We start from the raw sequence: 25,620 nt of genomic DNA on the forward strand, positions 1-25,620 counted from the left end.
AAAGACCATGAACGTTGGAATATTGGGCAGCGGTGACGTTGCCAAAGCGCTGGCCGCGGGGTTTTTATCGCGCGGACACCGGGTGATGCTTGGGACGCGCGATGTGACGAAGCTGACCGATTGGCAGAAGGAAAATCCCGGCGGGAGAGTTGGTTCGTTCGCGGACGCTGCGGGGTTCGGCGACGTCATCGTGCTCGCGACCTTGGGAACGGCTACCGTCGACGCCCTGCGTCAGGCCGGAGTCGATCGTTTCGCGGACAAGGTCGTCATCGACGCGGCCAACCCGTTGCGCCAAGGCAACGCCGGGCCGCAGCTCGCAATCGGTTTCGACGATTCACTCGGGGAGCAGGTGCAGCGCGCGATACCGCAGGCTCGCGTGGTCAAGGCCTTCAATACCGTCGGCTCGCCGTACATGATCGATCCGAAGTTCGAGGGCGGTCCGCCGACGATGTTCGTTGCCGGCGACGACGACCGCGCGAAGCAATTCGTTTCCGGGATTCTGCGCGACTTCGGTTGGGACGTGGCCGATCTCGGCGGCATCGAGGCGTCGCGCTATTTGGAGCCGATGTGTATGGCGTGGGTTGCCTACGGCGCGCGCACCAATACCTGGCATCACGCCTTTAAGCTACTCCGTTAGCGATTCTAAATCCGCGAATGCTTCGGCAACGTCGAAGCGCAGCCATGGCATGACGTCCGTCGCGAACGTTTCGCGATGCGAGAACGACGTGCTGCCGGCGGCCGTGAAAGCGTGAATCGCGCGCTCCTTCAAGGCGACGTCGAGCACGAGCGCGGACTCAGCTTGCAGGTACGTCTCGATCTTCCACTCGCGCTCGCCGGGCCGATCCGAAGGCGCGCGTATTTCGACCGCGATGTCTGGAGAGAACGCGGGTATTTGAAGATAGTCGTCCGACAGCCCGAATAGCCGCTCCTTACGGATAAACGCTACGTCGGGAACCAAGATGGTCTTCGTCCCAAGCTGGATCGACATGTCGAAATGACACTCGGTCAAGACGGCACCGCGCCGCCCGGCGAGTTTCCGGAAGATCGTGGCGAGCGTTACCTCCACGATCCCGTGGCCAAAGTTGGGGCTCACCTTGCGGAGCTTCCGGCCGCGGTGGAACTCGATATACGACTTTTCCGAAACCCAAGCGTACACGTCACGCCAATGATATCACGACGAAGCCGCCAATAACTAGGGGTGCCGTTCACACTCGTATGTACGACGCGCGACGTTCCGCGTTCGGAATGCCGGGAGTTTTCGGCCGGCGGCCGTACGATTATTATCTGCGAATACGGCGGCGAATATTACGCGCATTCGCCGTTTTGTTCGCATCTTACGTATTCGCTCGACTACGCGCCGGTGCGCGCGGGACAGATCGAATGTCCGTGGCATCGCTTCTGCTACGACGTCAAAACGGGAAAGAACGAGTTTCCCGGCGATCGCGCTTTGTTCGGCGATCCCGAACTGGTGCGTGACTGGGCCCCGCTTGCAACCTTCCCGCTCGAGCGCCGCGGCGACGAGCTGTACGTTGATGTAGAAACGGCGATCTTCGACCGAAAATAGACAGTAATGGAGAAGATGACCCGGCGCCGCAGCGTCGCCCTCACTGCGACCGCGGTCTTTGCGTTGGCCGCGGGCGCACCAGTCTTGGCCGCCGATCAAGACTTTACGCTGCACAACCACACCCGGCACACGATCAAGTCGCTCTACGTTTCGCCGACGGGTGCCGATCGCTGGAGCGAGGACATCCTCGGTCAGGATATCCTCGACGATCACACCGATCTCGTGGTGAGATTTTCGCACGACGAAAGCGATTGCAAGTGGGACGTGCGCGTCTCGTTCGCGGACGGTTCGACGGCGCAGGTGAGCGACGTCGATTTCTGCGCCGTCAGCGAGGTGACGATTACTCGCTAGGGACGGTCTGCGTTGCCGCAGCCGCGCCGAACCACACGGTTTGAATGTTGGCGAACTCGTGAATGCCGAACGCCGATAGCTCGCGGCCGTAGCCGCTTTTCTTGACGCCGCCGAACGGCAGGCGCGGGTCGCTGGACACCATCCCGTTGACGAATACCGCGCCGGCTTCCACGTCGCCGGCAACGCGCTCGGCGAGTGCGGCGTCGCTCGTCCAGATCGAAAACCCCAGTCCGTAACTCGAAGCGTTCGCAAGCGCAATGGCTTCGCGCGCGTCTTTTGCACGAATCACGGCGGCCGCCGGACCGAAAACCTCTTCGTCGAACATCCGCATGCCGGGCTCGACGCCGCCGACGATGGTCGGCTCGTAGTAGTAGCCTTTCTCTTGGAGCGGGCGACCGCCGAGTACGAGGTCGCCGCCGCGCTGCATGGTCGAGGCGACCTGTTCGTGCAGCGTCTTCAGAAGATCGCCGCGCGCGCAGGGTCCGACGTCGGTCGTCTCGTCGGAAGGATTGCCGATACGTTGGCGCCGGGCGATCTCGACGAATCGCGACAGGAAGTCGTCGTAGACGGAATCGACCGCGATGAAGCGCTTGGCTGCGATGCAGCTCTGCCCGTTGTTTTGAAAGCGCGCCGTCACGGCAGTCGTCGCCGCACGCTCCAGGTCGGCATCTTCGAGAATCACGAACGCGTCGGAGCCGCCCAGCTCGAGCACGCATTTCTTCAGCGCTTGACCCGCCGCCGACGCCACGGCCACACCGGCACGTTCGCTGCCCGTCAACGTGACGGCCGCAATACGCGCGTCGCCGATGAGTTCGTCGACCGCTTCGTTGGTCATCAGCAGCGTTCCAAAAACGCCGTCGGGGGCGCCGGCATCGCGAAAGACGCGTTCGATTTCCAGCGCGCACTTCGTGGTGTTGTCGGCGTGCTTGAGCAGCATCGTGTTCCCGGCCATGAGCGCCGGCGCGGCAGCGCGCACGACTTGCCAATAGGGGAAGTTCCAGGGCATGATCGCGAGCACGACGCCTAGCGGCCGAAACGCAACGTAGCTCCGTGCCGCATTCGACGGCGTTTCTTGCGGGGCGAGCATGGCGCCGGCGTGATCGGCAAAATACTCCAGCGCCCACGCGCACTTCTCGATCTCCGCGCGAGCCTGCACGATGGGTTTGCCCATTTCGCGCACGGCCGTCGCCGCGAGCGAAGCGCTCTCGGCGCGAAACCGCTGCGCAACGTTGCGCAGTAATGCCGAGCGCTGTTCCAACGCAACCGTTCGCCAGGCGCTAAAGGCGGCGTCGGCCCGCTGCACCTTCGCATTGGCCGCGCCGGCGTCCATGTACGCAAAACGCTCGATGACATCTTCGGTCGCCGGATCGATCGTCGTGATCATTTATAAGGAATGTCCCGCCCACGGGCCGGACGGACCTGCATAGACCTCCACGAGCCGGCTCGGACGCAAATACGTTCGGGCGACGCGCTCGACGTCGGCTGCCGTGATGCGGGCGAATCGTTCGTTGAGCGTGCGATAGTAATCCAGCGGTAGATCGTTCACGCCGATGTCGAGCAGATGTTTGTCCTGCCCCGTCGACGAGGCTTCGTCGATGAGCGCGTCGCCCGCGAGCCGGGTCTTGGCTTCCTGCAGCTCGGTCGCCGTCACCGGCTGATTCTGAAGCCGCGTCAACTCGTCGCGAACGAATTGCACCGCTTCGACGACGCGTTCGGGGGAAGCGTTGAGCTCGATGCGCAGGTCTCCGCGGTCGGCGTCGGCGTCGAGCGAGCTGCTGACGTTGTAGACGAGCCCGCGTTTCTGACGCAACTCTTGCCACAGCCGCGATTCGAACGCGCCGGGGCCGCCCAGAATTTGATTGAGGACCAAGAAGGCGTCGTAATCGGCGTTCGACCGCGATAGTGCGGGTTGTCCGAGCCGGATGTAGACTTGATTTGCGTCGGTGCTGATGTAGTCGTGCCCTTTGGTCGGCGACGGCATGGCCATCAGGTGCGGGTTGGGCTTGGCGCCCGCCGGCTGCCAACCGCCGAACGCCGCTTCGAGCGCGGCGCGCGCGCGTTCGGGCGTGATGTCGCCGACGATGGCGATCGTGGTGAGATCCGGGCGCCAGTATCGCTTGGCGTAGGCGATCAGGTCGTCTCGACTGACGCTTTGAACGCTATGGGCGCTGGGCCGGCGCAGCGACGGATCGGCGCTGTTGAGCAGCAGTTCTTGGTACGCGTGATCGATCATCACGCCGGAGATGTTCTGTTCGGACTGCAGGCTGTTGGCGAGCTGCGATCGTTCGATGTCGAACCACCGCTGATCGAACGCCGGATGTTCCTCGCCGTCGGCGAGCACGTCGACGACGCTCTCGAAGTCGTGCGACAGACCTTGCGCCGAGAAGCTTTGTCCGGTTTCGAGAAACGCGCCCATCTCGTCGGTGAGCTTGCGCCGCGCCGCAAACGGATATTTCTCGCTGCCGTAGTCGGCGACCTCAGAAGCCAGCCGTCCAATGCCCTCTTTGCCGTCGGGCTCGAATGCCGGCGACGACGCGATCGTGCCGCGAATGACGAAGGTCGGGCGGTCGGATTTACGCTGCACGAGCACGCGCACGCCGTTCGAGAGCGTGAACTGCACCGGCGCCAGCGGGCTGCGCGCCGACGTCGGCTGCGCGATCTCGCGGGCGATCCAGGGCGGCACGACGATCGGTCCACTCGGGACGCGTTTGGAGAAATCGTCGCTGGCCGATGCGTCGCTCTTTTGAGACGAACCCTTCGGCGGCGAGTCGTTGGGACGCAGGTGACCGATAACCGTCGGCCGGCTCAAATACTTGCGCGTGGCGTCGAGCAGATCGGTGCCGGTCAGCGCTCCCAACCGAGCGTCCTCGTCGGCGATCTTTTCGCCGACGATTCCGTAGGTATACCCGGCGAGGTCGCCGATCGCGTCGATGGAGTCGCCGGTGTAAATGCGGTCGGCGATCGTGAGTCGCTTCGCCGCGGTCACTAAATCGGGGTCGTAGCCGCCGGCCAGCACTTGCGCAATCGTATTGTTGAAGATCGCCTGCGCCTCATCGCTGGAATGACCGGGATTGAGAATGATGAAGACGTTGAGCAGTCCGCCGCGCAACTGCGTGTCCGCGTTTGCCTCGACGGCCAACGCGACGTTGGTCTCCACGAGCGAGTGATAGAACGGCGATCGCTGATTTTCGAGCAGGGTAGCAATCGTACTAATCGCGGGTTCGCCGTGTTCCTTGTCGCCTGGAATGGCGTAGGCTAAGTCGAGAATTTCAAACGGAAACGGAAACTGCGCTTCGACGGTTTGCGTCGTCGCGGTCGCGACCGGCGTTGCGGTCGCCGCGTGCGGCAGCGTCCGCGACGCAATCGCGCCGAAGTACTTCTTTGCTTTCTCGAAAACGACGCGGTGGTCGACGTCGCCCGCAACGGCCAAGGTCGCGTTGTTCGGCGCGTACCATTCGCGGTAGTAATCGGCGATCTCCGAGACCGGAGCGTCGGCAACGTCGCGGCGTTCGCCGAGCGGCGTGCGCCCCGCGGGCTGGTTTGGAAATGCCGCCGCGCGTACCAGCGACAGCAGGTTGAAGAACGGCGAGCTCGCGTCGCCGTCGATCTCGTTGAGCACGGCCTTGCGTTCGATGGCCCAATCGGCGGCCCGAAGCGACGCGTGCTGCATGCGGTCCGCCTCGGTGTAGAGTGCGACGTCGAGCTTGTCCGACGGCATCGTGAAGTAGAACTGCGTGTAATCGTAGGTCGTCTCGCCGTTCATCTGCGCGCCCAGCCGCGCGACGATATCGTCGAGGCCGCCGGCCGAGACCTCGGGCGTTCCCCGGAACATCATGTGCTCGAGCGCGTGCGCGAGACCGGTTCGTCCCGGAACCTCTTTGAGCGAGCCGAAGCCGTACCACATGGCCGTCTGTACCACCGGCGCGGCATGGTCCTCGACGACGACCACTTTGAGACCGTTGGGCAGCGAGGTTGCATAGATGCCGGCGTCCCCCGGTCCACTTGGGGTCGTCGTCGATGGCGTTGCCGCGATAAAGGCGAGGGCGAGAACCGTAATGGCGAGATGTTTCAAAGGCTGGGGACTCCTAAGTAGTACGCTGCCGATGCCTCGACTGCCGCGCGTGGAAGGCAACCGATGAGCTCGGTAGCGGCCACGGGGATACCGCGCCGTGCAGCCAAGGCGCGGATCAGTTCGACGACTCTGTAGAGCGGCGTTGCGGAATAGTTCGTGACGTTCAGCGATACCTGCACCCGGCCGGCGCCCAGCGGAAAGGCGAGTGCGCGCAAGGTCGAGAGCCCTCCGTCACGGTCGCGAACGTCGCGTGCGATCTCTCGCGCCGCAGCCAAATCGTCCGTCGCAAGTTCAACGTTATAGGCGATAAGGATGTCGCGCGCCCCGATCGCGATCGCGCCGGCAGTCGGGTGGAAGCCGGCGTCGCCCTCGTCGGGTGCCCATTGCGGGTCGGCAAAACGCGCTTGCAGTCCCTCGAACTCCCCGCGGCGCACGCGCGCCAGCGACCGGCGGTCGGGCCGGCGTGCGGCCGCACCATAGTAAAAAGAAGGCACGCGATAACGCTCCCAAATCGCGGAGCCGGCGCGATGCGCCAGGGCAACCGCGTCGGCGAGCGCCGCGCCGCGCAGCGGCACGAAGGGGAGCACGTCGAGGGCGCCGATCCGCGGGTGGACGCCGCGATGCGCGCGGAGGTCGATGCGGGTCAGCGCGACGCCGGCGAGCGCGACGCCGGCGTCGAGCGCCTGCTCTGCCGTACCCACCGCCGTCAAAACGCTGCGATGGTGAACCGGGTCGCTCGTGCGATGCAGCACGTGCGCGCCGCCGGCTTCGACGGCCGCGATCGCTTCGTCGATAACGGCGGCGTCGCGTCCCTCGGAGAGGTTCGGAACGAATTCAAAGAGCACGGTCGAGGGCGTCGGCGACGTCGCGAACGTTCGCGGGAGATAACACGCGCGTGTAACCGAGCTTGCGCGCTTCGGATTCGCGGCGCTCGGCTGCGGACACCGCGCGAACTTCTCCCGAAAGACCGAGCTCGCCGAAGACGGCGACATCCGGTGCCAGCGCGGCGTTGCGGAACGACGATGCGATCGCCAGCGCGATGCCGAGATCGGCGGCCGGTTCGCTGACGCGCAGTCCACCCGCAATGGATGCGTACACGTCGTGCGAGCCGAGATGCAGCCCCGCCCGCCGTTCGAGCACCGCGAGAATCATCGCCAAGCGCTGCTGATCGAGATTGTTGGCCAGCCGCCGCGGCGTTCCGTAGCTGGATTCCCCGACGAGGGCCTGCACTTCCACCAGCACCGGACGCGAGCCGACGATGGAAGCGACGACGCACGACCCGCTGGGCCGCTGCGACCGCGTGCCCAGAAAGAGTTCCGACGGATTGGTCACTTCGGTTAAACCGTTATCGTGCATGCCGAAGACGCAAATCTCGTCGATCGATCCAAAGCGATTCTTATAGGCGCGCAAGATCCGGTACTCGCCGTTGGCCTCACCCTCGAAATAGAGCACCGTGTCCACGAGGTGCTCGAGCAATCGCGGTCCGGCAATGGCGCCGTCCTTGGTGACGTGGCCGACGATGAACGTGGCGCATCCCGTTCGTTTGGCGTATTCCATCAGCGCCTGCGTACAGTCGCGAATTTGCGTCACGCTGCCCGCGTACGCTTCGGCTTCCGGAAGCCACACCGTCTGAATCGAATCGACGATCAGCGCGGCCGGCTGCCGGTTTGCCAGCGCGTCGAGCACCACGCGCAGGTTCGTCTCGGGAAAGACGTTGAGCTCGGCGGCCGCGCCGACACGCTGCGCGCGCAGTTTTACTTGGGCCGCGCTCTCTTCGCCGCAGACGTACACGATGTCGCCGTGACGCGTGAGTCGCGAAGCGATTTGCAGCACCAAGGTCGACTTGCCCGCACCCGGCGGTCCGCCGATGAGCGTCAGACTTCCCGGCACGATGCCGCCGCCCAGCACGGCGTCGAACTCGCTCATCCCGGATCGCAGCCGGACCAATCGCTCGCCGTCCACGTCTTGCAGCGGAATCGGACCGGAAGCGGCGCTGCGCTGCACTTGCGCGCGAGCGCCGCGCGCGGGTGCGACGGTAAACGGCCGCTCGTCGAAGCTGTTCCACGCGTCGCACTGCGGGCAGCGCCCCAGCCATCGCGGCGCTTCGAATCCGCAGCCCGAACAGAAGTAGACCGAACGTGCTTTAGCCACGATGGACGTTTTCGCCACGGGATGCCCAAGAGGCTCGCGACATAGTCGATACTAATAGACTAGCCCTCGTGGAAAAGTTGCAGATCGCGATCGACGGGCCGGCCGCCTCGGGGAAGACCACGGTAGCCCGAGGCGTTGCAAGCCGTCGCAACGTCCTGTATCTCGATACGGGCGCGATGTATCGCGCGCTCGCCTACCTCGCGCTGCACACGCGGACCGATGCCGACAACGGGGCGGCGCTGGCGCGACTGGAAGCGGCGCAGCCGATTCGTGTGGTTCCCGACCGTAACGTTGCCTTGGGCTTTCGCGTGCTTGCGGGTGATGCCGAGCTCTCCGAAGAGACCCTGCAATCGAACGAGGTCACGGCCATCGTCTCGACCGTCGCAGCCCATAAAGAGGTTCGCGAGCTGATGGTCCGTGCGCAGCGCGCGGCGGCGGATTCCATTTCCGTCGTGATGGCGGGACGCGACATCGGAACGGTCGTGCTGCCGGATGCCGCCGTGAAGATCTTTCTCACGGCATCGGTTGCCGCGCGCGTCGCGCGCCGCAAAGCGCAGCTCGAAGCGGCCGGCGTCGACGTCGACGTTCATCGGCTCACCGAGGAGATCGAAGAACGCGACCGGCTCGATCGCACGCGCGCCGTTTCGCCGCTCGTGCCGGCGCCCGGAGCACACGTTATCGATTCGAGCGACATGACCGCCGATCGGGTCGTCGACGAGATTTGCTCGATCGCCGCGACGGGGTGCCGATGAATCCTCGTCTGTACGATCTCGCAGCCGGAACGATCCGCGTCTTCATGCGCCTGCTCTGGCGCGCTCGCGCTACCGGAACGGAAAACGTGCCGCGGACCGGCCCGCTCATCGTGGCCTGCAATCATCGTTCGTATCTCGATCCGCCGGGAATGGGCTGTTTCTGTCCCCGGCGCATTAGCTACATGGCCAAGAAAGAGCTGTTCGACATTCCGATCCTCGGGCCGGCGATTCGAGCGGTCGGCGCGTATCCGGTCGATCGTCAGGGCAGCGCGCGCGCCGCGATCAAGCGGTCGCTGGAAGTGCTGCAAGACGGCGGAGCGGTGGGCATATTCCCTGAAGGCACGCGCAATCGCGACGGATCGGTGCAGCCTCAAACCGGCGTCGCGCTCCTGGCCTCCCTGGCGGGGGCGCCGGTCGTACCGGCGCATATCGCCGGAAGCGACCGGGCCATGAAGTTCGCTCAGATTAAAGTCGTATTCGGGCCTCCGCTGAGCCTGCCGGCCGGCCGGAAAGCAACCCACGACGATCTGGCGAAGTTCACGGCCGACGTCATGAGCGCGATTTCAGCACTCGCGCCGGACTCCGAAAGCAAGTAAGATATCCAACATGCAGATTAAGAAGGCGTCGGTTCAGGGGTTCTGTTTCGGCGTGGCTATCACGGTCAAGAAGGCCGAAGAGTCGATCGAATCGCGCGAAAAAGTGACGACCCTCGGACACGTCGTGCACAATCCGCAGATGGTTGCGTCGCTGGAGTCCCGTGGGCTCAACAACGCCGCCAGCGTCGACGAGGTCGACTCGGGTTCGCTATTCGTGCGCGCGCACGGCCTGCCGGTCGAAGTGTACGACAAAGCCAAGAAGAAGGGCCTCGAGATCATCGACGCCACGTGCCCGATGGTGACCAAGATTCACGTGCAAGCCGAGAAGCTCAAGGCCGACGGCTACAAGATCGTGGTGATCGGCGATCCGTCACACCCTGAGGTCAAAGGCACGTTGAGCCACGTGCCCGGCGCGTGGTGCATACAGAAAGTAGAAGACGTCGAGAAGCTCCCGCGCTCGAGCAAGGTCGGGGTCGTCGTTCAATCCACGTGGTCCGGCGTCCAGTTCACCGAAATCGTGCAGGCCCTGTCGGCGAAGTACTACGAAGTGCGGGCCGTCAATACGATTTGCACCGATACGCACAACCGTCAGAACGAAGCGCTGCGCTTAGCCAAAGACGTCGAAGTAATGGTCGTCGTCGGCGGAAAGACGTCGGCGAACACCAAGCATCTCGCCGAGCTTTCCGAATCCCACGGCGCCCGCGCGTATCATATCGAAGGCCCCGACGAACTCAAGCCGGAGTGGTTCACCGGTGTGAACGTCGCCGGATTGATGTCGGGCGCGTCGACACCCGGGTGGCTGGTAGATAAGGTTGAAGCACGCATGGAGGAACTCGCTCCCTCTGCATAGCGCAACGCATTTGGCAGAGCGCTTCGAAAGCGCCCTCGAGGAATGGGTGTCCGGATATCGGGGATCGAGGGAGATCTCCGATATGCTTTTGCGTCACTTCGGATACGGGCCGTACGGGCCGGCGCGCCGGGGCAAACGTTTGCGGCCGCAAATGGTGATGCGGGTCGCTACCGGCGAAGGCGCGCCGCTCGAGTGGTCGCTCGACGCTGCCGTCGCCGTCGAAATCTTCCATAACTATTCGCTCGTTCACGACGACATCGAGGATCGCGACGAGTTGCGTCACGGACGCCCGACCTTGTGGAGCGCCTACGGCGTTGCCAAAGCCATCAATGCCGGCGACGCTATGTGCGCGTTGAGCTTTCTGAGCCTCGAACACGCGGGCGTCTATCTCGATCCGGCGCGCGCGCTGCACATGATCGCCGTTCTTCACGAAGCGCACGCCGTGATGTGCGAAGGACAGTCGCTCGATCTGCACTTTGAAAGCGAAACGCTGGTCGACCTCGACCGTTATCACCGCATGATCGCCTGCAAGACCGCGCAGCTTTTCGATGCGTCGTGCCGCTTGGGCGCGCACGCCGCCGGGTGCGACGAAATGACGATTGACGGATACGGCGACGTCGGACGCGCTTACGGGTTAGCGTTTCAAATTCGCGACGACGTTTTAGGTATTTGGGCCAGCGTCGACGAGACCGGCAAAATGACCGGCGTCGACATCGCGCGGCGTAAGTGGACGTTCCCCGTGGTGTGGGCGATCTCGCAGCCGCCCTCGGCCGCGCGCGACGCCGTCGCCGGCGCCTACGCGCTGGGCCGCGCTCTCGAGCCGCGGGAGGTCGAACGTGTCGTCGCAGCGCTCGATTCGCTGAGGGCACAAGAGGCGGCGCGGCGAGCCGTCGCAGAACATGTCGCGGTCATCGAAAGCCATCGCAACGAGGAACTCCGCGATTATCTCCTCACCACACTCGGCCTGTACGTAACGCAGTGACTACCGACGCATCCGCGCGCACGGCAGTGCGCGAAACGGGCTCTTTAACGTGGGCTTTGCCCGTGCTGCTCGTCGTGGGCTTCCTCATTCGGCTGGCCTTCATCCCGAACGAAGGGTTCAAGACCGACGTCGGCACGTTCGAAGCGTGGGCGATTTCGCTGGCCGAAAAGGGCTTCGGACAGTTCTACGCTCACGCCGGCTTTGCCGATTATCCGCCCGGCTATTTCTATATCTTGGCTGCGGTCGGACATCTGTGGGAAGGGCTCTTCAAAGGTTTCGACAGCCAACTGGCCATTTTGCGCGCGCTGGTCAAGCTGCCCGCGATTCTCGCCGACTTGGGCGTCGGCGCGCTGCTCTACGCGATCGCTCGCCGTTACGCGAGCACCGGCGTCGCGATCGGTGCGGCCGCGCTCTACCTGCTCAACCCGGCGATCATTTATAACTCGGCGCTGTGGGGACAAGTCGATTCGATCTCCGGCGGTCTCGCGCTGCTGGCGATCTATCTGCTGCTTCGCAGCGACGACGCGCCGCCGAACGCTGCGGTCAACTGGTGGATCGTCGACGGATGGCTGGCATTTGCTTATTCGATGCTGATCAAGCCGCAAGCGGCGGTCTTACTGCCGCTGCTCGTGGCGTTCGCTTTCCTCGATTCGGCGCGCCGCGGCACCCGGCTGCGCTCGACGGGACTCGGCATCGGGGCCGGCGTGCTGCTGGCGCTGATTCTTTCGGTACCGTTCCATCCCGGCAACCCGATCGATACGCTCCGCTGGCTCTTCGAACGCTACAGCTATGGTTCCAACGTGTACGCGTACAACAGCGTCAACGCGTTCAACCTCTGGGCGCTGCGTGGGCAAATGTGGCAGCCCGATACGCCGCAAGCCGATACCTACTACCTTTTCCGGCTGATCCCGCAGTACGTGTGGGGCATCGGCTTGGTGGTCGCCGCACTGGCGCTGACCGTATGGCGCTACGCGCAGGAGCGCACGTCGCGCGCGCTGCTCGAGTCGTGCGCGATCGCGACCATCGCGTTTTTCATTCTGGCGACGCGCATGCACGAGCGCTACCTCTTCAACGGCGTCGTCTTTACGATCGCCTGCCTGCCGTTCGCGCGCCGGTACCTCTGGAGCGCGGTCGCGCTGTCCATCGTGCTCTTCGCCAACCTCGTCTACTCGCTCCAGTATCTCACCGCGGTGACGGCGCAAACGCCGGGCGTCGACGCGCAGAATCTGTGGGGACTGGGAACGCAGGTCCTCGCGGCGCTCGCGGTCGGGACGTTCTTCTATCTGGGCTACACGTTCTTGGGAGGTCCCGTGACCGAAGCAGCCCCGCCCTTCGACTCCGCGCCCTCCGAGCGCGGAGTTTATCCCGAGCAAAGTCGAGGGGCTCAGGATGACAAGGTGAGAAGCGCTGCAACGGCTTCGGCGGCGAGCGGGGCGCGCAGCTGGTTCGATCCGCGCGAAGGATTGACGGCCATGCGTTGGCCGCTCGACTACGCGATCGCCGGCGCGCTGGGCGTTGCGAACTTCGTGCTGTCGTTCGTCGGCTATTGGTGGCCGCCCGACAAAGTCTTCGACGAGATCTACTTCGCGCGCGCGGGCGAAGAGTATCTGCAGAACATGCGCATCTACGAAAACACGCACCCGCCGTTGACCAAGCTGCTGGTGACGTTCTCGATGATGCTGTTCGGCGGCATGCCCAAAGGTCACGGCCTCGGGGGCTGGACGTTCCTCAACGGCATCCTCGGCCACCTCAACAACGGCGACAACTCGTACGGCTGGCGTTTCCTCGACGTCGTTTTCGGCGCCTTGGTCGTCATGCTGCTCTACGCGTTCGCCAAACGCATCACTGGCTCGACGCTGTTCGCAACGATCGCGGCGCTGCTGTTGAGCCTCGACGGCATGCATTTCGTGCAGTCGCGCATCGCAACGCCCGAAGGCTTCGTGGTCTTCTTTGCGACGCTCGTCACGTACGCGTTCTACCGATTCTGGATCAGCTCGCAGGTGGGCGACCGCGCGCACATCGAGGTGCCGCCGTGGGCGTTTGCGGCTGCGGTCGGCGCGTCGCTCGTCATCGGCGCGATCGCGGCGTTCGCGCTGGCCGGCCTTTGGGGCAGCGACGGCGGCAATAGCGTCACCATCGAGGGCGTACAGGTTCCACTGGGATTCGTCGATCGCGCCGTCGTGCTGCTTTGGTTCGCCGGCGGTATCTATCTGGCGATCCGTTACGCCGTCTTTCCGCGGTATTTTGCCGACGGGCGCCGCGAGCTGTCCTATGGTGAAGGCTCGTTCGCGCTCGCCGATTCCGCGAACACGACGACGTACGCCGCCGACGGCGGCACGATCGATTCGCGGGGCAAAGTGCAGCGCGGCGCCGCGTCGCAAAATAAGGGCGGTACGCTGGTCTATCGCGACGACGATCTGACGATCGAATACCGCAAAGACGCGTCGGTGAGCTATCAGACGCCCGTCGCCGGCGTTACGTACGCCGACGACGAGATTCGCTCGGAGGTTGGGCGCGATCAAGGCCGCTCGTCGAAACTCTGGCTGATTCTCTTCATCGTCGCGCTCGGGCTGCTCGTCGCGAGCAAGTGGTACGGCGTGATGGGCTTCGGCGTAAGCTTCGTCGTGCTGATCTTTCTGTTTCTGCAGCGGTACATTTTCGCGCGGCGCCCGACCCAGTGGGGGAACCCTCGCGGCTTCCGGCTCGACGGCGCCCTCGTGACGATCCTCTTCGTGAGTATGACCGTTTACGCGCTCGCATGGGTCCCCGATCTCGCACGGCACTCGCAGGATCCCAACGAGATTCACAACGCCAACGACGTCGTGTATCGCCAGTACACGATGTTCATGTATCACGACCAGCTCAAAGCTACGCACCCGTACTCGTCAAAGTTCTGGGAATGGCCGCTCGACTACGTGCCGGTCGCGTATTTCTACCAAGACCATCGCAAGAATCAAAGCGATCCGAAGGGATGCTGCGTCTACGAGATTACCTCGATGCCAAATCCGATGATCTTGTGGTTCGGGCTCATTTGCGTCCCGTGGGTAGCGGTCTTGGCGTGGAGGGAGCGCAACAAAGGTTACGCCCTGATCGTCGTCACCTATCTGATGCAGTGGCTGCCGTGGATGCAGTCGCCGCGCATCACGTTCGCGTATCACTTTTACGTCGACATACCGCTCATTTGCATCTGCATCGCGGTCGTGCTGCAGCGGCTCTGGGAATGGGGTAAACGCAGCGAAGAAGTCTACGCGAAATACGTCGCCTTCGCCGGCGTCGGCGGCTACGTCGGCATCGCGCTTGCCTCGTTCATATTCTTCTATCCGATCCTCGCAGCGCACGGCATCACCTGGGACGCCTGGCACCATCGCATGTGGATCGACAAATGGATTATAGGGCCCGGCTAGGGTCGAGGCGAAGGCCAACCCCCTCATGTCAGGGCATTCCAAGTGGCATAACATCAAGCTGAAGAAGGGCAAGGTCGACGCGCAACGCGGCGCGCTCTTCACCAAACTCAGCAAAGAGATCATTTTAGCGGCCAAGGGCGGTTCGCCCGATCCAGAGGCAAACTACCGCTTGAAGATGGCGGTCGACAAGGCGCGCGAGTTCAACATGCCCGCCGACAACATCAAGCGCGCGATCGCTCGTGGATCGGGCCAGACGGGCGAACGCGACATCGAGGAGATTCGGTACGAAGGCTACGGTCCGCACGGCTTGGCGGTCGTCGCCGACGTTGCGTCGGATAATCGCAATCGAACGGCCGGCGAGTTGCGGTTTCTGTTTTCGAAGCACGACGGAACGTTGGGCGAAACCGGGAGCGTGGGATGGATGTTCGACCCGGTCGGCATCCTCGACGTGGATCCGGCCGGCAAGCCGGAAGATGCGTTCACCGAAGACGCGCTCGTCGACGGCGTCGAGGACGTCGAGTACTATGCCGACAGCGCAACGGTCTATACCGATCCCGTGCGGCTCGCCAGCGTACGCGATGCTTTGCGCGAACGAGGCATGCGCATCTCCGACGCGTATCTTGGAATGCGCGCGAAGAACAAGCTGGAGCTCGAAGGCGCCGCGCTAACCGCAGCGCTCGCGTTTCTCGACGCGCTCGAGGAACACGAAGACGTGCAGCGCGTCTTCAGCAACCTCGATTTCAACAACATTCCCGAGGGAGTTCTGGCATAGAGCCGGCGAGCACCAGAGATCGGCTGGCGGCGTACCTTCCGCGCGATTGGGTTTTTCCAATCGTGCTGGCTTTCTTCGTCGCCGTCCTAGTGTGGTTCGGCCGCGAGATCCGCGATTTCCTGATGCCGCCTTCGAACACGGTGACCATTCCGTCGTTCGTGGGTCAGACGCTGGCCGACGCCGACGCCGAGGTGGAGCGTCTGAAGCTCAGCTCGGCCGTCGCCGATCACACGATCAGCGATCGCTATCCCAAAAACGTCATTATCGCGCAGCGTCCGCTCGCCGGCGAACAGGTCCGGCAGGGACGGCAAGTTTCGTTCATCATCAGCGACGGCATCGTCGCGCACTTGATGCCGGACTTGCGGTATCAGTCGATGCGCGAGGTGAGTCTCGATCTGTCCCACTCGCGATTAAAGCTCGGGAAAGTGTCGTACGTTCGCAGCGACGTCATCCCCGGCGACCACGTCATTTCGCAGGATCCCGCGCCGCTTTCCAACGTTGCCGAGGGCGACACCGTCAATCTCGTGGTGAGTAAGGGCGGTCAGGCCGTGCTCAAGGTGCCGAACTTCGTCGGCATGCAGATCGACGACGCCCGCGCGCTCGCCGACAAGAGCGGGATCAAGCTCGGCCAAGTGGTTTGGACGCCGCTGGGGAAAGAGGGTCCGGAGCACGGCGCCGTCGTTCGCCAGTACCCGCCGGCCAACGCGAAGACGGTCGCCTATCAGCCGGTCTCGCTGCAGGTGAGTGCCGGCCGGTTCGAGTCGGGGCGTATTATCCGGCAAGTGCACGTGCTCGTGTCGGTTCCGGTGCCCGAAAACTATCAAAACGGACAGCAGCTCGACGTCAAACTCACCATGTACGATGCAACCGGAAAGTACGATCTCTATCACGCCTTCGCCGAGCCGGGGCAGAAGCTGGATTTCACCGTGACGGCCATCGGTACGTCCGTGGTGGGCATGTACGTCAACAACGTGCTCGTCGGTGAGACGCGTTTGGGCGCCGAGCCGCCCGCCGTGTACACGGAAAAAGCGTCGCCCTCGCCGTCGCCGGGAGCGTTCTGAGGATGGCCGCGCTGATCGCGCCGTCGCTGCTCTCGGCCGACTTCGCGCGCATCGCGGATCAGATCGCGACGGTGCAAAACGCCGGCGCCGACTGGCTTCACCTCGACGTCATGGACGGGCGATTCGTGCCTAACATTACTTGGGGGCCGAAGATCATCGGCGATTTGCGCAGGCTGTCGCCGCTCGTCTTCGACGCGCATCTCATGATCGTCGAGCCCGAACGGTACGTCGAGGATTTTCGCGAGGCGGGATGCGACAGGATCACGTTCCATTTAGAAGCGACGCCGCATGCGCCGCGGCTGCTCACGCGGATTCGCGAGCTGGGCGCAAAGGCGGGCGTGGCGATCTGCCCGCAGACGCCGGTCGCGATGCTCGAAGATATTATCGACGACTGCGATCTCGTACTGGTCATGAGCGTCAATCCCGGGTTCGGCGGCCAGAAGTTCATCGAGCGCACGTTTGAAAAAGTGCGTCAGGCGCGGTCGCTCATCGACGGCCGCAATCCGGACTGTTTGATCGAAGTCGACGGCGGTGTGGGCGAGCGTAACGCGCGCGCGCTGACCGACGCGGGCGTCGACGTTCTGGTCATGGGTTCGACGATCTTCGGCGCCGGCGATCCGGGCGCCGAACTGCGCCGCATCCGTTCGCTCCTCTGATATGAACGAAGATGCGCTCATCGCCGCGATCGCCGAGATCGCGAGTTCGCCGTTCGACCGGCGCGTAAACCTCGGCATCGGCGACGACGCCGCGCTGTGGCAGCCGTCGCGCTCGCACCGCAGTGCGATCACCTCGGACATGCTCGTCGAGGGCGTGGATTTCACGCGCGACCTCATGTCGCTCGAAGACGCCGGCTGGCGGGCGATGGCAGCGAACGCGAGCGATCTTGCCGCGATGGGCGCGCGGCCGGTCCTCGCGACGGTGAGTTTGGGCTTTGCGGAAGCGGACGGCCGCGACGACGTTTTGGAGCTCTACCGCGGCATCGCCGCAGCGGCGCGCGCGTCGCGCCTTGCCATCGCCGGCGGCGATCTCTCACGCGCCCCCGCGTTGACCGTTTCGATCGCCGCCGTCGGGGAAGTGCGCGCGTCGAACGTTAAGCTGCGCAGCGGCGCGCGAGCGGGCGACGTCATCGCCGTGACCGGCGAGCTCGGGGCTTCGCGCGCCGGGCTGGAAGCGGCCAAGGAACCGTCGCTGCTTCAAGGCGACCTTCGATCGCGCGCGCTGGCGGCATTTCGGCGCCCCGAGGCACGCTGCGACGAAGGGCGCTTCCTTGCCGCGAGCCGAAACGTCGATGCGATGATGGACTCCTCCGACGGCTTGTCGACTGACCTCGACCGTCTTTGTGCTGCAAGCGGTTTGGGAGCGTCGCTCGACGAGATTCCCGTTGCGCAATCCGCAAACGCGGCGGCACGCGCGCTCGGCCAAGATCCGCAGCGTTTCGCGCTCGCCGGCGGTGAGGATTTCGAACTGATCGTCGCGATTCGTCCGCGCGCGTTCAAACGTGTCGCCGCGGCGTTCGCGGCGCGCTTCGGCCGCACGCTGCACGCGGTGGGAACCTTTCGCGCGCAGCCGGGAATCGAGTATCTCGGCGAGCCGCTCGTACGCAGCGGATGGGATCACTTCGCCGCATCGGTCACGACCGTATGAACCGCTTCGACGACGACGTTCCGTCGTATCCGCTGATCGGCAGCATCCAAAACAACGTCGGCATGGGCTTTTTGGGCAATCAAGCGATGTATGCGGTCGCACAGGCGCTCGGCGCGCGCGTCGTTCACGCGCCGTCCATGTTTGCAAGCGCGCACGGTGGCTTCACCGGCCGCTCGAGCACGATTGCCGAGCCCGCGCAGTTCCGGCGTGACGTCGCCTTTCTGGTCAATCAGCGGCCGGGAATCATTTTGGTCGGTTTTCTGCCCAAGCCGGAGCACGTCGACGTCGTCGCGACGCAGTTGCGCGACTATAAGGGCGTCGTGCTGCTCGATCCCGTCATCGGCGACTACAAGAAGGGACTCTTCGTCAGTCAAGAAACGGCACGCGCGATCAGAGAACAGCTGGTACCGATCGCGCAGATCGTGACGCCGAACCGCTTCGAAGCCGAGGTGATCGTCGGCACGAACCGCTCGATGTCCGAGATGGCGTACCTCAACGCTTTGTTCGATCTCGGCCCTGAAGCGGCGATTATCAAATCGTTCGAACGCGATGCCGAGAAGCATCGCATCACGACGATCTTCAGCAACGGCTACGGGTACTATCGCTTCATCGGCCCGTATCTGCCGGCGTTTTCGGCGCACGGCGTGGGCGACGTGTTTGCCGCCGGCGTAGCGTCGCTGTGTTCGCTCGGATCGTCGCCGTTTGCCGCCGCGATTCTCTCTACCGCGATTACCGCGCGCGCCGTCGCCTCCACCACGCCCTACGGGGGCGCCACCGTCGACCCGGTCGCGGCACTGGAGAAGTGGTCGCCGCTCGGATACCACGTGGAAGACGATCGCGCGATCCGGTTCTGCGAGCGTTCGAACATCGAAACGCAGGTCATCAAGCCGACGGCTGAGGACGGCGCGCGCCTGAAGTTCGCACCGCCTCGGCACAAGATCATTTACGGGTAGGCGCCGCGCGATGCCCGACGCCGTACCGTTCGACGTAGTGCTCGGGCGCCGCGACGCCCCCCACCTCCGGCTCGAGGTGCTCGGCTTCGTCCATCCCGAGGTCGCTGAGCCCCACGGCTTCGACTTGCTGGCCTGCCGGGTGCGGGCTCACGCCGATCCGGTTCAGGCGACGTTCGCGTTCTCGCTGCGGGTCATGGAGCTGATCGAGCTGCGAGCCTATTTGGCGGAGATCAACTCGGGCAACGGGCCGCCGGCGGCCTTTGCCATGTCGGGCGGCCTGCTGAACCTCTCGTTTGCCCCCAGCCGGCGCGGCCCGGTGCTCTGCGCCGTGCTCCTGAAGAACATCGACGTCTCGCACGTTCGCCTAGAGTTCATGATCACGATGGAGCCCGAGGACATCTCGGAGGCTCTGGACGCCTTGGAAAAGGTACCTGGGTCCTAAGGGTTGCGGCCAGCTTGGCCGAATACAGGACCAACGGACCTGCGGCTTCCTTAGTCGCGGTTCGCGGGGGCATATCCCCATCTTCGCGCCTGGAGTGTAATAACTGATGAAACTTCCTATTGCCGCGCGCTATGCCGGCCTAGCTACCATCTTTGCGTTTGCCACGGCCCTGATTCCCGGTGCAGTGAGCGCCGGCTCGGCCGGTCCGGTAAGCGTCCCCGTGAGCGCCACCGTGACGCAGAACTGCACGATTACGGCTCCGGTCGCCATCGCGTTCGGCGCCTACGATCCGGTCACGGTTACCACCGCAACGAACGCGGCCGGCTCCGTGACGATCACGTGTACCAAAGCTGCGACCGGCGTAACGCTTACGCTCAACGACGGCTCGGGCGTGACGGCCACGTGCGGATCAGACAAGCGGGCTATGACGGGCGGCACCAACGCAAACGCGCTCTGCTACGACATCTACGAGGATAGCAGCCACACCACGCGGTTTCCGGCAACGGCCGTTTCCGAGACGGTGAGCGGCGGCATCACGACGCCGAGCGTGATTAGCCTCTATGGGCAGATCAAGGCTGCGGCGCAAGACGTCAGCGTTGACTCGTATAACGATACGGTTCAAGCAACCATAAACTGGTAGTAACGGATCGAACTCCGTTAGTATCATGATCCGACCCGGCCTGGGAAGAGCACTCTTGGCGGCGCTTTTCGCCATATCGTGCACCTGCACGACTATGGCGAGAGGCGTTCGCGCCGTCGTGTCCGTGAGTGCTACGGTGAAGAAGGACTGCCTGATGCGTTCTGACGGGCCGATGAAGTTCGGCGAATACCGGATCGGGCAAAAAGGACCGCTCAAGGTCGAGGTCTCACCGCTGCAGATCTCGTGCACGAAAGGTTCGACGGTCTTCATTGCGCTCGACGGCGGCTTGAATCCCAAGGGAAGACACCGCTACATGGAGGGCCCAAAACATACCAAGGTGAGGTACCAAATCTACCTCAACGGGCACAGTAGGCTGGCTTGGAACGAACTCCATCAGGTGAAGTACGTTGCGCGAACGGTAGCGTTCACGCCGATTAAGTTCTACGGCGAAGTACCCGGCAAACAAACTCCCCTGGCCGGTCATTATCACGATACGCTCGTTGCAACGGTAAACTTCTGATGCGGCATCCGCAAGCGCTTCTGGCTCTCGCGATACTGGCCGGTACGGCGTCGCCGGCATTCGCCGGCGAGCAGTCGCTCAAGGTGCACGTAAAGTTGCACGTCGTCGCTAAGCCGTGCGTCGTGCAAGCGCCCGCGACCGTCGCGGTCGATCGGCTCGGACGGCCCGTACTGATTCTGTCATCCGTGCTTGCCGATTGCGCGCACGACGACGCCCCCGCCACGCTCACCGTGAAGGCCGATTCGGCCGACAAAGGTACTGATGTGGCAACGATCAATTTCTAAGCTCGCCGCCGCAGCGGCACTGGCGCTGGTCCTCGTTTGGGGGCTTCCCGCCCGATCCGCAACGTTCTCGGTCGACCCGATTATCGTTACGCTCGAAAAGGGCAACACCAGCGCGACGGTTGCGATCAAGAATCAAAGCCCCGACCTTCTGCGCCTCCAGGTCACCGGCTTTGCGTGGCAGCAGAGCCCCTCAGGCGAAATGCAGCTCACGCCGACCGACGATCTCGTCTTCTTTCCGCAGCTGCTCACGCTCGGTCCGGGTGAGACGCACCGGGTTCGGATCGGAACGACCGCGGAGCAGGGACCGGTCGAGAAGACGTTCCGCATGTTCGTCGAGGAACTGCCTTCACTGCAGAGCGTCATTACGCCGAAGGCCGCCGGAATTACCCTTCGTCTGAAGATCGGCATACCGGTCTTCGTGAGTCCGAACGTGCGGGCGTCGGTCAGCGGAGCCATTCGCGACGCATCGATACGAAATAACGTTCTCGCATTCGACGTCGTGAACACCGGCAACACCCATTTCTCGATTCAGCAGGTTCACGTCGTCGGCAAGAACGCTTCAGGAGCAGATGTGCTGACGCGCGAGCTTACGGGCTGGTATTTACTGGCGGGCGGTACGCGTCATTTTACGGTTTCGATCAGTAAGAGCAACTGCGAGTCGTTGAGCTCCCTCGCCGTACAGGTGCACGCCGACGCAACGACGCTGTCTACCTCATTTCCCAATCTCAGTAAGCAGTGTGGTTTCGTATCGCGGTTATGACTGCGTCTTTGGCGATAGCGAACGCTTCTATGGCTGCCGCTGCCCCTGGAACGGGCGCTAAGGACGTCCGGACGTTCGTCACGCTGCACGTCAATACCATCGACCAGGGCGAAGTCGTGGTCGTGCTGCGCGGCGACGACGTCTTAATTCCGATCGCCGCGCTCGATCAGGCCGGCATCCACGGTCTCAAGGGCGAGCGCGAGACGATTTCCGGCAAGGAATACGTTTCGCTTGCGTCGCTCGCACCTGACGTAACGTTCAAACTCGATACCGACGCATTGGCGTTGGACGTAAGCACTGCTGCAAAGTACCTGGGGAAGTCGGCGTATTCCGTGCTGAGCAATCGGCCGGCCGGGATTCAATATCCGGCCGGCTCGAGCGCGTACCTCAACTACGCGCTCACGGGGACTAACCAGGGCGGCTCGAGCGCGTTCTTCGACGCAGGGATAAACCACGATCAGAACTCGTTTCACGTGTCGTACACTGCCCAGGAAGATGAAGCGCTGCGGCGCGGTCTGATCTATTATCAAATGGATAATCGCGACGAGGAGGTACGGCGTGTCGCCGGGGACCTCGATGCATCGAGCGGCGACCTCGGAGGCTCTTCGTATATGGCCGGTTTCGGCGTCAGCCGCGATTTTAGCCTCGACCCATACGCCATCCACTTTCCGTTGCCGAGTCTCTCCGGTGTCGTTACGACGCCGTCGGTTGCCGACGTGTACATCAATGGGCAGCTTGTCCAGCGGATCGATCTTCCGCCGGGCGCGTTTAATCTCAATCAGCTTCCGGTCACGACCGGTAACGGACTCGCTCAAGTCGTGGTGACCAACGCCTTCGGGCAATCGCAGACGTATTCGCAGCAGTATTACGCTACGGCCGAGATCCTCGCGCCTGGGCAAACCGATTTTCAGTACGACGTAGGATTGCTGCGGCAAAACGCGTTTGCGGAAGGCGATTCGTATGGGCCGGGCGTGGCTTTGGCGCAGTATCACGCCGGCATTACGAACTGGGTCACGCTCGGAGGACGTGTGGAGGCCACGCCCAACCTCGCGAGCGCCGGCCCGCAAGTCGACTTCCGCACCGCCTTCGGTTCATTCCACGTGGCTGTCGCTGCAAGCGACGATCGGGGGTATTCGGGCGCGGCCGCTTCGGCGGCGTATCAGTACTCCTCGGCGTCGATCAACGCCGGCCTCTCCGTGCTGACCCAAGGCCCCTATTACGCAAACGTCAGCCAGCCGGCGGCGTTAGACCGGCCGACGTATTCGCTATCCGCGTTCACCGGTATACCGATCAAAGGCGGTTCGGCCATCTCGCTTCAATTCTCGCGTTTCCACACGCGCGATAACGGGACGCAGAGCCAGATGTCCGTCGGCGGCTCGGTGCCGCTCTTTCGCCGGTACTCCTTGGCATTATCGCTGCAGCGCAGCACGAGCACGCTCACCGCGCCCAACTTTGGGCTCGTGGGCACGATGAACTTCAATGTCGGCCGCGCAAACGTCGACGTCACGACGCAGGTCGGAACCACCAAGCAAAACAGCATCCAGTTTCAGGATTCAACGCCGTCGCGCTACGGTCTGGACTATTCCGCCTCGTACAATCCGGGGTTCGGTGGTTTCTTCAGCGGCGACGCAGCGTATCAAAGCCAGTACGGAAACGCCGAGCTTGACTACAGCCGAGGCGGAGGAGCGACTTCTACTGAGGCGTTGCGGTTGGCGGGCGCCATCGGCTTCATCGGCGGCGGAGCGTATGTCATGCCGCCGGTCATCAACTCTTTTGCCTTGGTCGACGTTCCCGACACGCCGGGCGTCGGGGTCTACGTCGAAAATCAGTACGTCGGCAAGACCGATAGCCACGGGCGGCTTCTGGTGTCGGATTTGCTGCCCTACTATGCGAATCCGATTCGTATCGACGATTCCAACGTGCCGGAGAACACGAGCATCCAGACGGTCGAGCAGCTCATCGCACCGCCGGCGTCGGCGGGCGCCATCGTCCTGTTCCCGGCACAGCGCGTGCACGCGTTTAGCGGCAAGGTACTCGTCGTTATGGGCGGCAAGACGATCGTGCCGGCCTATGGTGAGCTCCAACTGCAGCGCGGAACGTTTCACAACGAGTCCGCGTTGGGCGAGAACGGGGAGTTCTATTTGGAGAACGTACCGGCCGGAGAGTTCCAAGCGAAGGTGCTGTTCGCAAAAGGCGAGTGCTCGTTCAGCTTTAAATCGCCTTCGACAAACAAGCCAATCGTGAAAATGGGTTTGTTGGAATGCAGCGTGCGTTGATAGTGCTGAAGTGGATTTTCGGCGTCGCACTCTTTTGCGGCGCAATGCAGCTATGTGGAGGCAATGCATCTGCCCAAGTCTGCACCATAAATAGTGTCTCCAGCTTAGTGCTGGCAAGCTCGTTCGATCCGGTTGCGCTGACGGCCGGAACGCAAATTTCCAGCACCGTTCAGGGAACGTGCTCTAACCTAAACAATCCCGGCGACGTCAGGCTGACGATCAATAACGGCAGCAATTTTCAGTCCGGCTCCGCGTTCCGAGCGATGTTGTGTGGCGCGTGCGCCGGGCCCAACCCGTTCAATCTGCTTCAATATCAAATATATGAAAGCGACGGTGCGACCGTCTTCCCGGCATCTCCGTCTTTTGTGAGCGTAAGTTGCGCCAACCCGACGAATTGCAAGAGCGCTACGGGGTCGACGTTCACATATACGTTTTTTGGTCAGATCGTAACGCCGGTTACGTCGACGTCGGTGAATGACTCGCAAATTGGGAGTTACAGTGACGGGGGACTCAGTATAGGTGCGACCGGCAAAGGGGCAACTGCGGTCAACGCGGCGATACCGACAACCGCCAGCGTTGGGCAGTTCTGTACCATAAGCACCACGACCAGCGTAGGCTTCGGAGCTTACGATCCGGTGACGGTAAGCGCCGTGACAAACGCGACCGGCAAAGTCACCGTGACGTGTACCCGGGGCAATTCCGGCGTCACGCTTACGCTAAGCGGCGGTAGCAACGCAGCGCATGCGACGTCGCCGCAGACGCGGGCAATGGTGGGTGCGGCGCACGGCGATTACATCTCGTACGATATTTTCGAAACGTCTGCGTATGCAACGCGATATCCGACCACGGCGGTCGCGCAAACAGTTTCCGGCGGCATAACTACCCCCTCGGTGGTAAGTCTTTTCGGGCAAATAGCAGCGGCGGCTCAAAATGTCAGCGTCGACTCCTACAGCGACTCCGTTAGCGCAACAGTTAATTTCTGAAATGAAAAACGGCCGCGTGAGCGGCCGCTGTAATTCCTAACGCGAGCGCGAACTACGCCCGGCGGGTGACCCGCTTCGAGCGCAAGCATTGCGTGCAGACCTTCGCGGTGCGATGAACGCCGCGATCGTCGACGCGAACCGACTGCAGGTTGGGCAGCCAGCGGCGCCGGGTCTTGTTCATGGCGTGGCTGACGTTGTTACCCGCTTTGGGTCCCTTGCCACAAACGTCGCAGCGCTTAGCCATTAAAAAATCCTCCAGGGGGTCTAAAACAACCGGCACATCATATCACGCCCCCGGCGTAGCGGCAAGCGACTCCAGCGCCTCGTGTAGGCGCAATTCAGAGATGTCCCCGATTGAGCAAAGCAGAGATGTCCCCTTAAGGGCCAAGGGCTTCCGACATGGAGCTTGTTACCTTGACCAGCAAGGAAATTCACCGCCTGGAGGTCCTTCAGGCACTCGCCGCCGGCAGGCTGCAACAGGCCGAGGCGGCCCGGGCATTGCAGCTCTCGGTGCGCCAGGTCAAGCGGCTATGGCGCCGACACCGGACCGGTGGCGCCAGCGC

26 protein-coding genes are annotated in these 25,620 nt (G+C 63.1%); 20 read left to right on the forward strand and 6 right to left on the reverse strand.

Annotated features, from left to right (window positions below):
• Positions 1–7 precede the first annotated feature (7 nt).
• Positions 8–637, forward strand: a complete 630-nt coding sequence (locus VGG89_16660) for an NAD(P)-binding domain-containing protein (GenBank protein HEY1978186.1) — start codon at positions 8–10, stop codon at positions 635–637.
• Here the strand turns inward: VGG89_16660 and VGG89_16665 are convergent.
• Entirely contained in the window at positions 626–1,156 is a 531-nt protein-coding gene (locus tag VGG89_16665; protein HEY1978187.1) for a Uma2 family endonuclease, read from the reverse strand. The two genes, VGG89_16660 and VGG89_16665, sit on opposite strands and share 12 nt — an antisense overlap.
• 42 nt (positions 1,157–1,198) lie before the next feature.
• On the opposite strand from VGG89_16665, the gene VGG89_16670 reads away from it, so the two are divergent.
• Together VGG89_16670 and VGG89_16675 are read left to right on the forward strand one after the other, a co-directional pair.
• The gene (locus VGG89_16670) at positions 1,199–1,564 is read left to right on the forward strand and encodes a Rieske 2Fe-2S domain-containing protein (GenBank protein HEY1978188.1); all 366 of its coding nucleotides are present in this window, start codon (positions 1,199–1,201) and stop codon (positions 1,562–1,564) included.
• A gap of 6 nt (positions 1,565–1,570) precedes the next feature.
• On the forward strand, positions 1,571–1,915 hold the full coding sequence (locus VGG89_16675; protein ID HEY1978189.1) for a hypothetical protein: 345 nt from the start codon (positions 1,571–1,573) through the stop codon (positions 1,913–1,915).
• On the opposite strand, the gene VGG89_16680 is transcribed toward VGG89_16675, so the two are convergent.
• From VGG89_16680 to radA, 4 genes are read right to left on the reverse strand one after another with little or no spacing between them, the layout of a single operon-like run.
• Positions 1,905–3,299 (reverse strand): NAD-dependent succinate-semialdehyde dehydrogenase, encoded by a 1,395-nt coding sequence (locus tag VGG89_16680; protein ID HEY1978190.1) that lies wholly within the window; start codon positions 3,297–3,299, stop codon positions 1,905–1,907. The two genes, VGG89_16675 and VGG89_16680, sit on opposite strands and share 11 nt — an antisense overlap.
• Positions 3,300–5,987 carry a pitrilysin family protein gene (locus tag VGG89_16685; GenBank protein HEY1978191.1) on the reverse strand — a complete coding sequence of 896 codons (2,688 nt, stop codon included), beginning with the start codon at positions 5,985–5,987 and terminating at the stop codon, positions 3,300–3,302.
• Positions 5,984–6,832, reverse strand: a complete 849-nt coding sequence (gene ftcD, locus VGG89_16690; GenBank protein HEY1978192.1) for a glutamate formimidoyltransferase — start codon at positions 6,830–6,832, stop codon at positions 5,984–5,986. Before ftcD ends, VGG89_16685 begins: the two co-directional genes overlap by 4 nt.
• Positions 6,822–8,138 carry a DNA repair protein RadA gene (radA, locus tag VGG89_16695; GenBank protein ID HEY1978193.1) on the reverse strand — a complete coding sequence of 439 codons (1,317 nt, stop codon included), beginning with the start codon at positions 8,136–8,138 and terminating at the stop codon, positions 6,822–6,824. Before radA ends, ftcD begins: the two co-directional genes overlap by 11 nt.
• 68 nt (positions 8,139–8,206) lie before the next feature.
• On the opposite strand from radA, the gene cmk reads away from it, so the two are divergent.
• The 17 genes from cmk (at position 8,207) to VGG89_16780 (ending at position 25,057) form a co-directional block, all read left to right on the forward strand.
• Positions 8,207–8,890 carry a (d)CMP kinase gene (gene cmk / locus VGG89_16700; GenBank protein HEY1978194.1) on the forward strand — a complete coding sequence of 228 codons (684 nt, stop codon included), beginning with the start codon at positions 8,207–8,209 and terminating at the stop codon, positions 8,888–8,890.
• A complete protein-coding gene (locus VGG89_16705) occupies positions 8,887–9,486 on the forward strand; it encodes a lysophospholipid acyltransferase family protein (protein HEY1978195.1) in 600 nt (199 codons plus the stop codon). Before cmk ends, VGG89_16705 begins: the two co-directional genes overlap by 4 nt.
• A gap of 10 nt (positions 9,487–9,496) precedes the next feature.
• Positions 9,497–10,336: a 4-hydroxy-3-methylbut-2-enyl diphosphate reductase gene (gene ispH, locus VGG89_16710; GenBank protein ID HEY1978196.1), complete on the forward strand. Its 840-nt coding sequence runs from the start codon at positions 9,497–9,499 to the stop codon at positions 10,334–10,336.
• A gap of 82 nt (positions 10,337–10,418) precedes the next feature.
• Entirely contained in the window at positions 10,419–11,318 is a 900-nt protein-coding gene (locus VGG89_16715) for a polyprenyl synthetase family protein (protein ID HEY1978197.1), read from the forward strand.
• A complete protein-coding gene (locus VGG89_16720; GenBank protein ID HEY1978198.1) occupies positions 11,315–14,722 on the forward strand; it encodes a phospholipid carrier-dependent glycosyltransferase in 3,408 nt (1,135 codons plus the stop codon). Before VGG89_16715 ends, VGG89_16720 begins: the two co-directional genes overlap by 4 nt.
• Positions 14,723–14,747: 25 nt before the next feature.
• The gene (locus tag VGG89_16725) at positions 14,748–15,494 is read left to right on the forward strand and encodes a YebC/PmpR family DNA-binding transcriptional regulator (protein ID HEY1978199.1); all 747 of its coding nucleotides are present in this window, start codon (positions 14,748–14,750) and stop codon (positions 15,492–15,494) included.
• A 62-nt stretch (positions 15,495–15,556) separates the two neighbouring features.
• Positions 15,557–16,555: a PASTA domain-containing protein gene (locus VGG89_16730; protein ID HEY1978200.1), complete on the forward strand. Its 999-nt coding sequence runs from the start codon at positions 15,557–15,559 to the stop codon at positions 16,553–16,555.
• A gap of 2 nt (positions 16,556–16,557) precedes the next feature.
• A complete protein-coding gene (gene rpe, locus VGG89_16735; GenBank protein ID HEY1978201.1) occupies positions 16,558–17,211 on the forward strand; it encodes a ribulose-phosphate 3-epimerase in 654 nt (217 codons plus the stop codon).
• A 1-nt stretch (position 17,212) separates the two neighbouring features.
• Positions 17,213–18,199 (forward strand): thiamine-phosphate kinase, encoded by a 987-nt coding sequence (thiL, locus tag VGG89_16740; protein ID HEY1978202.1) that lies wholly within the window; start codon positions 17,213–17,215, stop codon positions 18,197–18,199.
• Complete coding sequence (locus tag VGG89_16745) at positions 18,163–19,152, forward strand: bifunctional hydroxymethylpyrimidine kinase/phosphomethylpyrimidine kinase (GenBank protein ID HEY1978203.1); 990 nt, start codon at positions 18,163–18,165, stop codon at positions 19,150–19,152. The genes thiL and VGG89_16745 overlap by 37 nt, the downstream gene beginning before the upstream one ends.
• A 10-nt stretch (positions 19,153–19,162) precedes the next feature.
• Positions 19,163–19,594, forward strand: coding sequence for a hypothetical protein (locus VGG89_16750; protein ID HEY1978204.1), 432 nt, complete (start codon positions 19,163–19,165; stop codon positions 19,592–19,594).
• A 106-nt stretch (positions 19,595–19,700) separates the two neighbouring features.
• Positions 19,701–20,234, forward strand: coding sequence for a spore coat protein U domain-containing protein (locus VGG89_16755; protein ID HEY1978205.1), 534 nt, complete (start codon positions 19,701–19,703; stop codon positions 20,232–20,234).
• Positions 20,235–20,328: 94 nt separating this feature from the next.
• The gene (locus VGG89_16760; GenBank protein HEY1978206.1) at positions 20,329–20,754 is read left to right on the forward strand and encodes a spore coat U domain-containing protein; all 426 of its coding nucleotides are present in this window, start codon (positions 20,329–20,331) and stop codon (positions 20,752–20,754) included.
• Positions 20,754–21,038, forward strand: coding sequence for a hypothetical protein (locus VGG89_16765; GenBank protein HEY1978207.1), 285 nt, complete (start codon positions 20,754–20,756; stop codon positions 21,036–21,038). The genes VGG89_16760 and VGG89_16765 overlap by 1 nt, the downstream gene beginning before the upstream one ends.
• Positions 21,016–21,798, forward strand: coding sequence for a fimbria/pilus periplasmic chaperone (locus VGG89_16770; protein HEY1978208.1), 783 nt, complete (start codon positions 21,016–21,018; stop codon positions 21,796–21,798). The genes VGG89_16765 and VGG89_16770 overlap by 23 nt, the downstream gene beginning before the upstream one ends.
• Before the next feature lie 29 nt (positions 21,799–21,827).
• The gene (locus tag VGG89_16775) at positions 21,828–24,074 is read left to right on the forward strand and encodes a fimbria/pilus outer membrane usher protein (protein HEY1978209.1); all 2,247 of its coding nucleotides are present in this window, start codon (positions 21,828–21,830) and stop codon (positions 24,072–24,074) included.
• A complete protein-coding gene (locus VGG89_16780) occupies positions 24,059–25,057 on the forward strand; it encodes a spore coat protein U domain-containing protein (GenBank protein HEY1978210.1) in 999 nt (332 codons plus the stop codon). Before VGG89_16775 ends, VGG89_16780 begins: the two co-directional genes overlap by 16 nt.
• Before the next feature lie 52 nt (positions 25,058–25,109).
• On the opposite strand, the gene rpmB is transcribed toward VGG89_16780, so the two are convergent.
• A complete protein-coding gene (rpmB, locus tag VGG89_16785) occupies positions 25,110–25,301 on the reverse strand; it encodes a 50S ribosomal protein L28 (protein HEY1978211.1) in 192 nt (63 codons plus the stop codon).
• Positions 25,302–25,620 lie beyond the last annotated feature (319 nt).

The organism is Candidatus Baltobacteraceae bacterium, from assembly GCA_036488875.1.
Lineage (GTDB): Bacteria > Vulcanimicrobiota > Vulcanimicrobiia > Vulcanimicrobiales > Vulcanimicrobiaceae > JAFAHZ01.

Coding starts and splice junctions, on each gene's coding strand:
- VGG89_16660 (HEY1978186.1), top strand. CDS start 8: ATGAACGTTGGAATATTGGGCAGCGGTGACGTTGCCAAAGCGCTGGCC.
- VGG89_16675 (HEY1978189.1), top strand. CDS start 1,571: ATGGAGAAGATGACCCGGCGCCGCAGCGTCGCCCTCACTGCGACCGCG.
- VGG89_16680 (HEY1978190.1), bottom strand. CDS start 3,299: ATGATCACGACGATCGATCCGGCGACCGAAGATGTCATCGAGCGTTTT.
- VGG89_16705 (HEY1978195.1), top strand. CDS start 8,887: ATGAATCCTCGTCTGTACGATCTCGCAGCCGGAACGATCCGCGTCTTC.
- ispH (HEY1978196.1), top strand. CDS start 9,497: ATGCAGATTAAGAAGGCGTCGGTTCAGGGGTTCTGTTTCGGCGTGGCT.
- VGG89_16715 (HEY1978197.1), top strand. CDS start 10,419: ATGCTTTTGCGTCACTTCGGATACGGGCCGTACGGGCCGGCGCGCCGG.
- VGG89_16725 (HEY1978199.1), top strand. CDS start 14,748: ATGTCAGGGCATTCCAAGTGGCATAACATCAAGCTGAAGAAGGGCAAG.
- rpe (HEY1978201.1), top strand. CDS start 16,558: ATGGCCGCGCTGATCGCGCCGTCGCTGCTCTCGGCCGACTTCGCGCGC.
- thiL (HEY1978202.1), top strand. CDS start 17,213: ATGAACGAAGATGCGCTCATCGCCGCGATCGCCGAGATCGCGAGTTCG.
- VGG89_16745 (HEY1978203.1), top strand. CDS start 18,163: ATGGGATCACTTCGCCGCATCGGTCACGACCGTATGAACCGCTTCGAC.
- VGG89_16750 (HEY1978204.1), top strand. CDS start 19,163: ATGCCCGACGCCGTACCGTTCGACGTAGTGCTCGGGCGCCGCGACGCC.
- VGG89_16755 (HEY1978205.1), top strand. CDS start 19,701: ATGAAACTTCCTATTGCCGCGCGCTATGCCGGCCTAGCTACCATCTTT.
- VGG89_16760 (HEY1978206.1), top strand. CDS start 20,329: ATGGCGAGAGGCGTTCGCGCCGTCGTGTCCGTGAGTGCTACGGTGAAG.
- VGG89_16765 (HEY1978207.1), top strand. CDS start 20,754: ATGCGGCATCCGCAAGCGCTTCTGGCTCTCGCGATACTGGCCGGTACG.
- VGG89_16770 (HEY1978208.1), top strand. CDS start 21,016: ATGTGGCAACGATCAATTTCTAAGCTCGCCGCCGCAGCGGCACTGGCG.
- VGG89_16775 (HEY1978209.1), top strand. CDS start 21,828: ATGGCTGCCGCTGCCCCTGGAACGGGCGCTAAGGACGTCCGGACGTTC.
- VGG89_16780 (HEY1978210.1), top strand. CDS start 24,059: ATGCAGCGTGCGTTGATAGTGCTGAAGTGGATTTTCGGCGTCGCACTC.
- rpmB (HEY1978211.1), bottom strand. CDS start 25,301: ATGGCTAAGCGCTGCGACGTTTGTGGCAAGGGACCCAAAGCGGGTAAC.